13 protein-coding genes and 1 other annotated feature are annotated in these 13,976 nt (G+C 42.0%); of the genes, 9 read left to right on the top strand and 4 right to left on the bottom strand.

Going from position 1 to position 13,976, the window contains the following annotated elements:
- Positions 1–81 precede the first annotated feature (81 nt).
- Positions 82–182: a sequence feature (Trp leader region), on the top strand.
- A gap of 28 nt (positions 183–210) precedes the next feature.
- The 6 genes from SLS51_RS06440 (at position 211) to trpA (ending at position 6,958) form a co-directional block, all read left to right on the top strand.
- Complete coding sequence (locus SLS51_RS06440) at positions 211–1,785, top strand: anthranilate synthase component 1 (protein ID WP_323836593.1); 1,575 nt, start codon at positions 211–213, stop codon at positions 1,783–1,785.
- Positions 1,785–2,363, top strand: a complete 579-nt coding sequence (locus SLS51_RS06445) for a glutamine amidotransferase-related protein (protein WP_323836595.1) — start codon at positions 1,785–1,787, stop codon at positions 2,361–2,363. Before SLS51_RS06440 ends, SLS51_RS06445 begins: the two co-directional genes overlap by 1 nt.
- A 13-nt stretch (positions 2,364–2,376) precedes the next feature.
- Positions 2,377–3,375 (top strand): anthranilate phosphoribosyltransferase, encoded by a 999-nt coding sequence (trpD, locus tag SLS51_RS06450; protein ID WP_323836597.1) that lies wholly within the window; start codon positions 2,377–2,379, stop codon positions 3,373–3,375.
- 2 nt (positions 3,376–3,377) lie between these two features.
- A complete protein-coding gene (gene trpCF, locus SLS51_RS06455; protein ID WP_323836599.1) occupies positions 3,378–4,742 on the top strand; it encodes a bifunctional indole-3-glycerol-phosphate synthase TrpC/phosphoribosylanthranilate isomerase TrpF in 1,365 nt (454 codons plus the stop codon).
- A 219-nt stretch (positions 4,743–4,961) separates the two neighbouring features.
- Positions 4,962–6,152, top strand: coding sequence for a tryptophan synthase subunit beta (trpB, locus tag SLS51_RS06460; RefSeq protein ID WP_011146690.1), 1,191 nt, complete (start codon positions 4,962–4,964; stop codon positions 6,150–6,152).
- Positions 6,152–6,958, top strand: coding sequence for a tryptophan synthase subunit alpha (gene trpA / locus SLS51_RS06465; RefSeq protein WP_323836602.1), 807 nt, complete (start codon positions 6,152–6,154; stop codon positions 6,956–6,958). Before trpB ends, trpA begins: the two co-directional genes overlap by 1 nt.
- Before the next feature lie 36 nt (positions 6,959–6,994).
- On the opposite strand, the gene ompW is transcribed toward trpA, so the two are convergent.
- Positions 6,995–7,636, bottom strand: a complete 642-nt coding sequence (ompW, locus tag SLS51_RS06470) for an outer membrane protein OmpW (protein WP_323836604.1) — start codon at positions 7,634–7,636, stop codon at positions 6,995–6,997.
- A gap of 449 nt (positions 7,637–8,085) precedes the next feature.
- Between ompW and SLS51_RS06475 the strand changes: the two genes are divergently transcribed.
- The gene (locus tag SLS51_RS06475; RefSeq protein WP_011146702.1) at positions 8,086–8,856 is read left to right on the top strand and encodes a YciC family protein; all 771 of its coding nucleotides are present in this window, start codon (positions 8,086–8,088) and stop codon (positions 8,854–8,856) included.
- Between the two features lie 178 nt (positions 8,857–9,034).
- Here the strand turns inward: SLS51_RS06475 and SLS51_RS06480 are convergent, their stop codons facing one another.
- From SLS51_RS06480 to SLS51_RS06490, 3 genes are all read right to left on the bottom strand, one after another.
- On the bottom strand, positions 9,035–9,583 hold the full coding sequence (locus SLS51_RS06480) for an Ail/Lom family outer membrane beta-barrel protein (RefSeq protein ID WP_323836607.1): 549 nt from the start codon (positions 9,581–9,583) through the stop codon (positions 9,035–9,037).
- 578 nt (positions 9,584–10,161) lie between these two features.
- Positions 10,162–10,707 carry an Ail/Lom family outer membrane beta-barrel protein gene (locus tag SLS51_RS06485; RefSeq protein WP_323836609.1) on the bottom strand — a complete coding sequence of 182 codons (546 nt, stop codon included), beginning with the start codon at positions 10,705–10,707 and terminating at the stop codon, positions 10,162–10,164.
- Positions 10,708–10,971: 264 nt separating this feature from the next.
- Positions 10,972–12,729, bottom strand: a complete 1,758-nt coding sequence (locus SLS51_RS06490) for a SulP family inorganic anion transporter (protein WP_323836611.1) — start codon at positions 12,727–12,729, stop codon at positions 10,972–10,974.
- 175 nt (positions 12,730–12,904) lie between these two features.
- On the opposite strand from SLS51_RS06490, the gene SLS51_RS06495 reads away from it, so the two are divergent.
- Together SLS51_RS06495 and yciA are read left to right on the top strand one after the other, a co-directional pair.
- A complete protein-coding gene (locus SLS51_RS06495; RefSeq protein WP_323836613.1) occupies positions 12,905–13,441 on the top strand; it encodes a septation protein A in 537 nt (178 codons plus the stop codon).
- A 77-nt stretch (positions 13,442–13,518) separates the two neighbouring features.
- Positions 13,519–13,950, top strand: coding sequence for an acyl-CoA thioester hydrolase YciA (gene yciA, locus SLS51_RS06500; RefSeq protein ID WP_323836615.1), 432 nt, complete (start codon positions 13,519–13,521; stop codon positions 13,948–13,950).
- Positions 13,951–13,976: the final 26 nt, after the last annotated feature.

A 13,976-nucleotide genomic window follows, 5' to 3' on the forward strand; every position in this document is an offset into this window, starting at 1 on the left:
TGACACACCAATTTCGTTCCAGTTTACTAGTACAAGAGTGATAATGAAGAGGCACTGAAAATGGCTGTATTGATGACGTCTATCCGTTGGTGGCATAACTTCCCAGTAAGGGCGGTATGGTCACGCACATAAATCAACAGTGCCAAATTACCAAAACCCGCCTAATCAGCGGGTTTTTTTATATGCATAGCTTATTAACAGGACGACAAAATGACGGATAAACAACCAAAAATCACAGTAATCGAGCAGGAAGCCGCTTACCAACCCGATCCTACGCAACTATTCAACCAACTCTGCGGTGAGCGACCAGCAACTTTATTGCTAGAATCTGCGGAAATTAACAGCAAAAAAAACTTAAAAAGTCTGCTCATTATCGATAGTGCCTTGCGCATCAGTGCCAACGGCAATCAGGTTACTTTTGACGCGTTAACAGAAAATGGCCGAAATTTATTACCCATTTTGGCCAACAAATTTTCCAGCGACGTTCAATCTGAAATAACAGACAATGCTCTTCAAGTGATTTTCCCACCCATCAATCACAATATAGATGAAGATAATCGTCTGAAAGCGGTATCCGTATTTGATGCACTGCGTGCCCTGCTTTCTCTGGCGGAAGAGCCGTCACCATACAATTCGTCAAGCGCAGAAGCGATATTCGTTGGCGGCCTTTTTTCCTACGATCTGGTGGCTGGATTTGAACCATTACCGGCAGTAAAAACCGTTCAACGCTGCCCAGATTTCTGTTTTTATCTCGCAGAAACGTTATTGGTGATCGACCACCAGAATAAAAATGCACGCTTGCAACTCTCTCTTTTCAGTGATTCTCAAGCAGAAGAGCAACGCCTTAAACAACGATTGAAAACATTAGTGGCGCTCATTACCGAGCCCATTGAGCCAGTACAACAAATCTCTCTGCCAACCATGAAAGTTTCATACAATCGGGATGACAAGAGCTATGCAGAAACGGTGGCACAGTTGCAACAATACATCCGCCAAGGGGATATTTTTCAAGTAGTGCCATCAAGACGCTTCTTTCTGCCCTGCCCGGCACCGCTTCATGCTTACGAAAAACTTAAGCACCGCAATCCAAGTCCCTACATGTTTTTCATGCAGGACAAAGATTTCTGTCTGTTTGGCGCGTCTCCTGAAAGCGCACTTAAATATGATGCATCTAATCGCCAAATTGAGATCTACCCAATCGCCGGCACACGCCCCCGTGGGCGCAATGCGGCTGGCGAGCTGGATGCGGATCTTGATAGCCGGACCGAACTGGAAATGCGAACAGATCATAAGGAGCTAGCTGAGCACTTAATGTTAGTTGATTTGGCGCGTAATGACCTGGCCCGCATTTGTGAACCGGGCAGTCGCTATGTCGCGGATCTGACAAAAGTCGATCGCTACTCTTTTGTTATGCATCTGGTCTCCCGCGTCGTGGGGACATTACGCCATGATTTAGACACCTTTCATGCCTATCAAGCTTGTATGAATATGGGCACCCTTACCGGCGCACCGAAAGTACGCGCAATGCAACTTATCGCTCACTATGAAAGCGAACGCCGTGGCAGCTACGGTGGTGCTGTCGGTTATTTCACCGGCAAAGGGGATATGGATAATTGTATCGTTATTCGCTCTGCTTACGTGGAAGATGGCATAGCGACTATTCAGGTTGGCGCAGGTATCGTACTGGATTCCGAACCGTTAGCCGAATCCGAAGAGACGCGTAACAAAGCAAGAGCCGTCATTCGTGCAATTATTGAGGCTCATCAGGCAGAGGAGACTTTCTAATGGCAAATATTCTTCTGCTCGATAACGTGGATTCATTCACCTATAACCTGGTCGATCAATTACGTAATCATGGTCATCAGGTTGTTATCTATCGTAATACTGTGGCAACTGAAATGATTATGCAGCAATTAAGCATGCTCTCCTCTCCGCTATTGATGCTTTCACCGGGACCGGGTAAACCATCTGACTCAGGTTGTATGCCGCAATTACTCCAACAAATCATCGGCAAAATCCCAGTGATCGGCATCTGTCTTGGACATCAAGCCATTATTGAAGCTTATGGTGGAGAAATTTCTGCTGCTGATGAAATCCTACACGGCAAAGCTTCTCTGGCAAAACACGATAATCAAGCTATGTTCGCCAATCTGGAAAACCCGCTGCCCGTTGCCCGTTATCACTCTCTCACGGGGAGCCGAATTCCATCTGAACTGACTATTTCTGCCCGTTGTGGCGACACCGTTATGGCCGTTCGCCACGATAAACATAAGGTTTGTGGATTTCAATTTCACCCAGAATCGATTCTCACAACTCATGGCGCTAAATTGCTTGAACAAACTCTGGTTTGGGCACTAAATTAAAAGGGAGATGAAAATGCAAGCTATTTTCAACAAATTGTTTAATGCGCAAACACTAACACAACAAGAAAGCCAGCAACTATTTGCCGCCATTATTCAAGGAGAATTAAGTGAACCACAACTCGCTGCTGTACTTATCAGCATGAAATTACGAGGTGAACAACCACAGGAGATTGCCGGTGCAGCCCAAGCCTTATTGGCAAATGCCCTGCCATTTCCACGGCCGGATTACACTTTCTGCGATATCGTCGGAACGGGCGGTGATGGTGCGAACAGTATCAATATTTCAACCGCCAGTGCCTTTGTCGCCTCGGCTTGCCAGATTAAAATTGCCAAACATGGTAACCGTAGTGTTTCCAGCCAATCAGGTTCTTCTGATTTGCTGGCAGCGTTTGGTATCGCCCTTGACATCAGCGCGGAATGTGCCCGTAGTGCACTGGATGAAATCGGCATCTGTTTCCTATTTGCGCCACATTATCATCTGGGATTCTGTCATGCGATGCCGGTACGTCAACAACTGAAAACCCGGACTATATTTAATATATTAGGTCCTTTGATTAACCCGGCACGTCCGCCATTAGCATTAATTGGCGTCTACAGCCCGGAGCTCGTTGAACCGATTGCCCGCACTTTACGGGTTCTCGGCTATCAACGGGCAGCGGTTGTACACAGTGGTGGCATGGATGAAGTCGCACTGCATGCACCAACGAAAGTGGCAGAAATTAACGATGGAGAAATTATCCATTATCAATTAAATGCTGAAGATTTTGGTTTACAACGTCATCCAATGTCAGCATTAAAAGGAGGTTCACCAACGGATAATCGTGAAATGCTCAGTTTATTGTTACAAGGACGGGGTAAGAAAGCCCATGCTGACGCCGTTGCGGCTAACGTTGCTCTGTTAATGAAAATTCATGGACAAGAAGATTTACGTCATAACACCCAACAAGCTCTCGAAACCATTCACAGTGGCCGAGCTTATGAACGAGTTATTGCACTTGCAACAAGGAGTTAATCATGCAAGCTACCATTTTACAGAAAATTGTTAATGATAAAGCCGACTATCTTATTAATCGTAAACAGCAACAACCATTGGAAAGTTTTATTAACGCTGTTGTTGCCAGCAACCGTCATTTTTATCAGGCACTAAACAGCGAACAGACCGTTTTTATTCTGGAGTGTAAAAAGGCATCGCCTTCTAAAGGCGTTATTCGCCAGGATTTTGATCCCATTCAGATAGCGAAAATTTATCAGCCCTATGCAACTGCCATCTCTGTATTAACTGATGAAAAATATTTTCAAGGCAACTATGAATTTCTTCGTTTAGTCAGTGATGCCGTTCACCAACCAGTATTGTGCAAAGATTTTATTATCGATCCTTATCAGGTTTATCTTGCCCGTTATTATCAAGCCGATGCGATTTTGCTGATGCTGTCCGTTCTCGATGATCAGCAATATATTACGCTGTCTGAACTTGCGCATAGCCTGAATATGGGCGTGCTGACTGAAATCAGCTCAGAAGAAGAGCGAGCCAGAGCGGTTGCACTAAAAGCTAAAGTTATTGGTATCAATAACCGTGATCTGAGAGATCTTTCTATCGATTTAAACCGGACCAAACAACTTGCGCCACAGTTACCGGAAGAAACCATTGTTATTAGCGAATCGGGTATCCACCAGCATCAACAAATTCGTGAGCTTAGCCATTATGCTAATGGCTTTCTCATTGGCAGTGCTTTGATGGCCCAACCCAATCTGGATTTAGCATTACGTCAACTGATTCTGGGTGAAAATAAAGTCTGTGGATTAACTCGCCCACAAGATGCGAAAGTGGCATTACAGGCAGGTGCTGTTTATGGTGGTTTGATATTTGCTGAACATTCACCGCGTAAAATTAATATCCAACAGGCCCAACAAATTATCAATGCAGCAAATCTCAAATATGTCGGGGTATTTCAAAATCAATCATCCGCATTCATCAGTCATACCGCCCGTGCCCTTTCTCTGGCTGCGGTGCAGTTACATGGCGCCGAAGGCGAAGTTTATATTGAGGAATTACGAAAAACATTGCCTGAAAATTGTCAAATCTGGAAAGCAATTGATATGTCGAAAGATGAATTTCATACTAAAGCCGGAAATGTTGACCGTTATTTACTTGATAACGGCAAAGGTGGAACCGGCCAAAGTTTCGATTGGCAATTACTTGAAAAACAATCACTCGCCAACATCATGCTAGCCGGTGGATTAAATGAAGAAAATTGCCAACAAGCCGCAAAATATGGCTGTTGCGGACTTGATTTTAACTCTGGCGTCGAAAACGCACCCGGTATCAAAAGCAGTCATAAACTAAATAAGGTGTTTCAACTGTTACGCTGTTACCAATAAACAGCAATTTTTCAATTAATTACTGTTTTCTGATTAATTACTATATTTCGATTAACTACTATATACCCTATGGATTTCAAGATGGATCGCGACGGCAAGGGAACGAATCCCCGGGAGCATAGATAACTATGTGACCGGGGTGAGTGAGCGCAGCCAACAAAGAGGCAACTTGAAAGATGACGGGTATATTTCGATTAATTACAATGGACAGATAGAATAATGAGTAAGCTTAACCCCTATTTTGGTGATTTCGGTGGGCAATTTGTACCACAGATCCTTATTCCCGCCCTTGAACAATTAGAAGCCGCATTTATTGCCGCTCAGCAAGATCCCGAATTCCAGCAAGAATTTCAAGATCTACTGAAAAATTATGCAGGCAGGCCAACGGCATTAACGTTATGCCGTAATCTGACAAAAGGCACCAAAACGCGCCTTTATCTGAAACGAGAAGATCTATTACACGGCGGTGCTCATAAAACCAATCAGGTACTTGGTCAGGCTCTATTAGCGAAACGCATGGGCAAAAACGAAATTATTGCAGAAACCGGTGCCGGTCAACATGGTGTAGCCACCGCCCTTACCTGCGCACTTTTAAATATGAAATGCCGCATTTATATGGGTGCTAAAGATGTGGAGCGCCAATCCCCTAATGTTTTCCGCATGCGTCTGATGGGAGCCGAAGTTATTCCGGTTCACAGCGGTTCTGCCACCTTAAAAGATGCCTGCAATGAAGCGTTACGTGATTGGTCTGGTAGCTATGATAAAGCCCACTATTTATTAGGGACTGCCGCCGGACCACACCCTTATCCAACGATGGTCCGAGAGTTCCAGCGTATGATCGGCGAAGAAGCCAAATCCCAGATTCTGGCAAGAGAGGGACGCCTGCCCGATGCCGTGTTGGCCTGTGTTGGCGGGGGCTCCAATGCCATTGGCATGTTTGCCGAATTTATTCCTGAAACATCGGTCCGCCTGATTGGTATTGAACCTGCCGGGCTCGGTATCGAAACCGGTAAACATGGCGCTCCATTGAAACATGGTAAATTGGGTATCTATTTTGGTATGAAATCGCCGATGATGCAGACAGATGAAGGCCAGATTGAAGAATCTTATTCTATTTCCGCCGGTCTGGATTTCCCTTCCGTTGGCCCTCAACATGCCTATCTGAATAGCATTGGTCGGGCTGACTATGTTTCCATCACCGATGATGAAGCATTAGAAGCATTCAAAACCCTTTCCCGTGAGGAAGGCATTATTCCAGCCCTCGAATCCTCTCATGCGCTGGCTTATGCTTTGAAAATGATCCATCAAGCTCCTGATAAAGAGCAATTACTGATCGTTAACCTATCCGGTCGCGGTGATAAAGACATATTTACTGTCCACGATATTTTAAAATCCAGAGGGGAAATCTAATGGAACGTTACGAGCAGCTATTTAAGCAACTGGAAAGTCGTAAACAAGGTGCTTTTGTCCCCTTTGTCACACTCGGTGATCCAACCCCAGAATTATCATTGAAAATTATTGATGCACTGATTACTGGTGGTGCTGATGCTCTTGAGTTAAGTATTCCTTTTTCCGATCCGCTGGCTGACGGCCCGACAATTCAGAATGCTAATCTGCGTGCTTTCTCCTCAAATGTGACTCCCACGCTCTGTTTTAAGCTATTAACAAAAATTCGGGCAAAATATCCTGATATTCCTATTGGTTTATTAATGTATGCCAACCTGGTTTTTCATCATGGAATAGATGAGTTCTACCGCCGTTGCAAAGATACAGATATCGATTCCGTATTAGTTGCAGATGTTCCTATGTCAGAATCACTGCCATTCCGTACCGCAGCCATGAAACATGGGATTGCCCCCATTTTTATTTGTCCCCCCGACGCGGAAGATGAACTATTACAGAAAATTGCTTCTTATGGCCGCGGATATACCTACTTATTATCAAGAGCGGGAGTGACCGGTATAGAAAGACGAGGTGAAAAACCGTTAAATCATCTAGTCAATAAACTACAGGAATATCATGCTGCACCACCGTTACAAGGATTTGGTATTTCAGAACCTGAGCAGGTAAAAGAAACATTAGCCAGTGGCGCAGCGGGAGCCATTTCAGGATCTGCCGTCGTTAAAATTATCGAAGAAAATCTTTCTCAGCCAGAAATAATGCTGAAAAAACTGACTGAATTTGTATCAAAAATGAAGTCTGCCACTCAACTTTAATACAAAGAATGGGGCAAAATCTGCCCCATTTTTATATTAAAAGTGATAACCAACCCCAAACATAAACACCCACGGATCAAGCCGGGTATCAATTTTATATTGCTGGTCACCTGCTTTAAATTTCACATCCGTTTCAATGTTTACCCACCACACAGAGGCGTTCAACATCCAATTCTGATCTAACTCATAATCCAAACCAACCTGCCCCGCAATACCCCAGGAATCCTTCAAGTCCAGACTATGTAAGTTATTATCTTTAACAGCCGAATTACCATTGAATTTTTCGTTAAAGAAAGTGGTATAGTTCAAACCAACACCAACATAAGGGCGAAAACTACTTTCTTTAGAACCGAAATAGTACTGCGCCATTAATGTCGGCGGTAGATGTTTTACTTTAGCAATATCACCCACACCCGGTAAACTTACCCGATGCTGGAAAGGTGTCCCTGCCAGTAATTCAAAACCAATATTATCGGTCATCATATAACTGAAGGTCAAACCCATTTGGGTATTATTATCCGCACTCAAAGAACCCACCCCTAATACATTATCAGAACCCGTATTAGGTCTTACTGTTGCCGTACCTGTGCGGAAAATAAAATCACCGGCTTCATGAGCAAAAGCAAATGATGGTGCTAAAGTTGCCGCTGCTAATACAAATGCAGAAATTTTTTTCATTATTCATCCCATTCCTGTGATTTCAAGTCAATCAAAATATACTCATATATTAGAAATTATGATCCAAGACAGATCACATCTTTCAAAAAATTTCAGTAAAACCGCATATCTATAATATTATTATTTCAATTAGGAATTATTTTAACTTGATCCAAATCAAAGTTATTTATTATTAATCAGTTAGAAATCTTTTTACCCATTCCGATGTTTTATTTTTCCTCTCATTATATTTCCATTATGTTTTAATAAGGTTAATTTTATGTTTATTTTTATCTTAAGAATATAATGTGAAGAATTTTTTTCTGTTATCAACAATCACAACTAATCATTAATTTATCCGTATCATCTCGTTTCTACTATCCACGTTTCCCCATAACAAGGTACAATCACCCCCTATGCGTTGTTGTTTAACCTGATAATTGTTGTTTAACCTGATAGGAGCTGTCTTCATGCCAATCACGGCGAATACCCTGTACCGTGACAGTTTTAACTTTTTCAAGAATCAACTGTTAAGTACCCTGACCCTGGCCGTTCTGGCGGCTCTGGTTACCACCTTATTGGGGCACCTGTTTATTCCTGACAGCGAACAGATGAAGTTGCTGACAGAAGCAGAATTCACGTTTGCTACCTCAGGCAAGGCCGGTATTCAGGAGCTGGTGTCTCAAATGACTCCAGAGCAACAATCAATGATCATGCGTGCGGGAATCGGAACCATTTTCTCAAGTATGATTGGCAGCGTGCTACTGGTTGGTGGTGTATTGACGCTGGTTGCGGCGGTTTCAGCGGGAAATCGTATCTCTTCATTACAGGCAATTGGTTTATCAGCAAGCCAATTACCGAAACTGTTCCTGTTACTGCTTATCTGCACCCTGTTGATTCAATTTGGCTTAATGCTGATGCTGGTACCAGGCATTATTTTGTCTATCGCGCTGGCTTTATCACCCGTGATTATGACTGCCGAGCGTCGCGGCGTTTTTGCTTCTATGAAAATAAGCTGGAAACTGGCATTTGCCAATATTCGCTTGCTGGTTCCGGCAATTCTTTTATGGCTGACCGCGAGGCTCTTGCTGGTGTTTATTATTGACCGCCTAACATTCATTCACAGCGAGATGGCAGGGATTATTCTCGGTGTGTTTAATAACCTCATTTCAGCTATTTTGCTGATTTATCTATACCGGTTGTATATGCTGATTGCCTCTCCACAACAAAAATCAATATAAAATAACGATTCAAACAAAACCCCATAGTGATAAAACTATGGGGGTAAACAGAATAAGCTAGTGATAGCTGGGTGAACACATCGTTGCTATTGATATAAACACAAAAAATTCCCTGTCATATAACAGGGAATTTCTATAGAAGAGTTAGCCAAATTAAGTACAAATTAGCAAATTTCTATTAGAACCGATAACCTACACCAACTACCCAAGTGCCTACTTTAAGGTCATCCAGTTTTGAATATTCATAGGATGTATCAATAGTCCAGTTCGGAACAGGGTTAAACTGTAATCCTAGGCCATAAGCCACTGATGTTTTACTCCCCTTATGGTCAAGAAGCTCATAACCCGAAACAAAAGATTCACCCTTTGCCTTTCTATGCGCAGCACCAATCAAACCGTATGCACTAACATAGTCATTAAAACGATATGTAGGACCCGCCATCAGAGAATAATAATCCATATCAGCTTTACCTACTTTTCGGCCACCGTTATAAAACTCGTAACCCAAATATGTATACGTAAATGAGCTGATAACGCCCCAATTATTATCCAATTCGTAACGGTATTTTAAGTTAAGACCCTTTGGATGATCGTCAATCTTACTATCTTTAAACTTTGCATGACTTTGAGCATAACCACCCGAAATCGTACTTTCACCGGCATTTGCCGCAAATGCAAATACAGATAAACCTACCGCTACCACTGAGGCCACTAATGTTCTTTTCATTGAAAATCCCTAATATTATATAAAATTATAGAAAAGATTAATTACGAGGCGCGATTATTTATCAACAATCAATAGAAAACAACTCAATCCCATTTTTTGTTAAATTTCCGTTTAACAAGATAAGGCAATGACTGCTTTCCATACTGAGCAAGATAATCTTTCCATCTTAATCAGATATTTTTTGTACTTATTAGCATTTCATCACTTTGCTATTGAGATAAAAGCAAAAAAATTCCCTGTCTTACAACAGGGAATTTTGTCTAGAATAGATAGTGATAACTAATAAAGGAATAATCTTCAGATTACATGGCTAAACATGGACTAGCAATTTCAACTAAATAGATATATGGACACTAAACCCGTAGTCAAAAACATATATCCGGTTTCAATAATCCCTGATGAAAATCTGTACTCTCTATTCTCATTATTTCGATAGCCTTTAAATAAACTATCTAACAAGCTAACAGAGAGTGGGTGCTAACATTAATTTATTATCTTCAGTCACTTAATGTGATTGCACAGATCACAAAAGTTGGACTGAATTCCCTTTAAAGGAACGACTACATTGGAAACACTATTTAAAATCGATAACCAGCACCAATTACCCAAGTGCCTACTTTGTAGTCACCTACTTTTGAATATTCATAAGATGCATCAATAACCCAATTTGGCATGGGGTTAAACTGCAATCCTAAACCATAAGCAGCAGAGGTATTACTCTCTTTATATTCAAAGTCATAGCCATAGGCAGAAATTTCACTCTTTGCTTTCCCATGTGCAGCACCCACCAAACCGTATACACTCACGTACTCATTAAAGCGGTATGTGGGGCCAACCATTAGAGAATAATAATCTAAATCACCCGTACCAACTTTGCTGCCATAATCGTAGAAATCATAACCCTGATGTGTCAGTGTGAATGACCCAATAACACCAAAATTATTATCCAGTTCGTAACGGTATTTCAGGTTAAAGCCTTTTGGATTTTCATCAAGCTTTTCACCATCAACTTTCACATGACTCTGAGCATAGCCACCAGAAATCGTATGTTCACCGGCATTTGCTGCAAATGCGAATACAGATAAACCCACTGCCACTGCTGAGGCTATCAATGCCTTTTTCATTGGAACGTCCTAAATAGTTATTGTACAAGTAATCATGATTTTGCTTTGTTAAAATATACTTATCGAAAAACAAAATGTAACGTGGTATAAAATACTTAATACTCCAATCATATTGTTTTTTAACAAGAAATTTTTAAATAAAGCAGGTATTCAGGATCTGATATCTCAGATAATAGAAGAATAACGGTCAATAATTATACTTTCGGGAATTAAGAACTATTTTTCCAATTACAATTATCAATGTGATTATTTTATTTCTCGTATTTATTGGTTAATTTCAATAACGCTATTATATCTTTTGGCATAATTAGAGTACCATTCAGGCTTACTTTGAATCATTCGGACCGCAAAATAGAGATCGGGCACCACAATCAGATCGTCATCACTACTTCGCAGTTTATTCTGTTTTATCCAACGGGTAAGTTCTGTCCGACGACCGGCGAGCACCAAGGTGATATCTCTTACTTTCAATTCACTAATCAACTCATCAATAGCAGCAAAGACACTGACATCATCATGGGTAAAACTAACAGCCGCATCGACAACCAGCCAACCCGGACGTTTTTGCGTTTTGTTAATTTTTTGAATTCTGTCGACATGCTGTAGTACCCGTTTTTTAAAATAGCTAACATTGAAATAAGTCAATGGCGAGTTAAATCGGTACATCATCACACCATCTATTGGTTTAATATCATTGCCATGATTAATTGAATGAATCATTCCTTGATCATTTACCCCCAGGAGTTGATCTGTCGGGCGGAATATAATTCGCAAGAACTGTAATAAACCAAGCAGAACAGCGAAACCAACACCGTTAATCAAACCCACCACCAGCACAGCAACCAATGTAAACAGCGATAAAGTAAACGCCTGATGATTTCGTTTCCTCAGTGACCAAATCCGCCGTAAATCCAACAGTGACGATGCCGAATAAATCAGCACTACACCAAGAGATGACAGTGGGATATAAGCCAGGAAATTGGTCATAAATAACAAAACCAGCAAAATAATGGTCGCTGCAATAACAGAGACCAATTGCGTTTTCCCACCAATCGCATCATTAACCGCGGTACGACTGCTGGCAGCACTGACAGCAAATCCTTGTGATAAAGCAGAAGCAATGTTCGCAATGCCTAAGGCCCTAAGTTCACAATCTGCATCAATCTGATAACCGTTTTTACTGGCGAAGCTACGGGCCGTCATCATGAAACTGACAAAACTGATAACAGCAAGGTTCAACGATGGGATAACTAGCTCACGCATAATGCCTGGCTGGAAATCGGGCATTGGCACAACAGGTAATCCCCCGCCGCTGACACTGCCAACAATCTGAATGCCATATTTTTCCAGATCAAATTGCCAGCTTATATAAGTCGCTAATACCATTGCCAACAAAGGCCCCGGCCAAGTCGGACGCAAGAAACGCACAGTGAGCAAAATCAATACCATAGCAACAGACATTGCTAACGTCGGTAAATGTGTACTCATGAGCTTGGCAGGTAATGCGATCACCCGTTCAATCAATCCCGCCGGAACGCCAGCAAAACCAAAGACTTTAGCTAGCTGATCCACAATGATTGTCAATGCAACACCGTTCATTAATCCTTTCAGGATCGGTTTGGAAAGAAAATCAGCAAACGCACCTAATCGGAAGTGACTGGCGAGAACACACCATATCCCGGTCATTAAGGTCATTACGATCGTGAGCTGCCAGCGTACATCTTCATTATCAAAAACCAATGGCGCGACAGCCGCTGCAATAACGGCACACGTTGCGGCATCTGGCCCGACAATCAACTGTCTTGAAGTACCAAATAGTGCATAAGCGAACATGGGTAAAATGCAGGCATAAAGACCGATAATTGCACTTATTCCCATCAATTCAGCGTAAGCAATAGCAACTGGCAGAGCAACTGCGGCGACAGAAAGCCCAGCTCTTAAATCATGACTAAGCCATTCCTTACGATAATGAGAAAAATTGCCCAACCCTGGCATCCAACGCTGTAGTTTTTTCCACTGCATCTGGTTTATGCCCTCTTATTTTTCAACGGGTTTTCGTTATAATGCTGCGTTATATGTTCACTGACAACCGGAAGTTAATTACACCGCTCTTTATGGTAAAATTGTGCGAAACCGATCGATAAAAACCTTTTTTATTGAAAGATAATCAGATGCCGGAATTACAATAGGTTCAAATATGAAACAACTTTTAGACTTTCTACCTCTAGTCGTCTTTTTTGTCGTATACAAGATGTATGATATTTTCTACGCTTCCGGGGCGTTGATCGCCGCTACCGGTTTAGCTGTCGCGATGACTTATTTCATCTACCGGAAAGTAGAGAAAGCCTCCCTGATCACGTTTATCATGGTTGCTGTTTTCGGTACGTTAACTTTAGCTTTCCACAGTGATCTATTTATTAAATGGAAAGTCACTGTAATCTATGCATTATTCGCATTAGCTTTGCTAGGCAGCCAGTGGTTTATGAAAAAACCACTTATTCAGAAAATGCTAGGAAAAGAGTTAATTTTACCCAATCTTGTTTGGAATAAACTCAATATGGCATGGGCGCTGTTTTTTACAGCCTGCGCACTGGCTAATATTTATGTCGCATTCTGGTTACCACAAGATGTCTGGGTTAATTTTAAAGTATTTGGTCTGACTGCCCTGACTCTAGTTTTCACCGTGCTCAGTGTAGTATATATTTACCGTCACCTGCCACGCGAACAGAAGTAACCCTATTCAAATGGATACCTGCCTGCTATCGTCTGTAGGCAGGTATTGTTTTTTCATCAAATAAAGTAAAATTTTCAATGACACAACAACAATTACCTAACGGAGAGTTAGTCCTCCGCACACTGGCTATGCCCGCTGATACCAACGCCAATGGAGATATTTTTGGTGGATGGTTAATGTCACAAATGGATATTGGTGGTGCAATTCTGGCAAAAGAAATTGCGGAAGGCCGTGTTGTCACTGTCAAAGTAGATGGTATTACTTTCCTGAAACCTGTTGCCGTTGGTGATGTCGTCTGCTGCTATGCGCATTGTCTCAAAACCGGTAACAGTTCGATTACCATCAACATCGAAGTCTGGGTGAAGAAAGTCGCCTCTGAACCTGTCGGCCAACGCTACCGTGCAACCGAAGCGGTATTCACTTATGTTGCGGTAAATGAAGATAATACTTCACGTCGGTTACCAGAAGGTAAAACCCACTTTCAACTCGCTAGCAGTACTAGCGAATAAACATTAATGGAAAAAGGAGCGCGTTA

Origin of the sequence: Photorhabdus africana (assembly GCF_035181445.1) — a bacterium.
Classification (GTDB): domain Bacteria; phylum Pseudomonadota; class Gammaproteobacteria; order Enterobacterales; family Enterobacteriaceae; genus Photorhabdus; species Photorhabdus laumondii.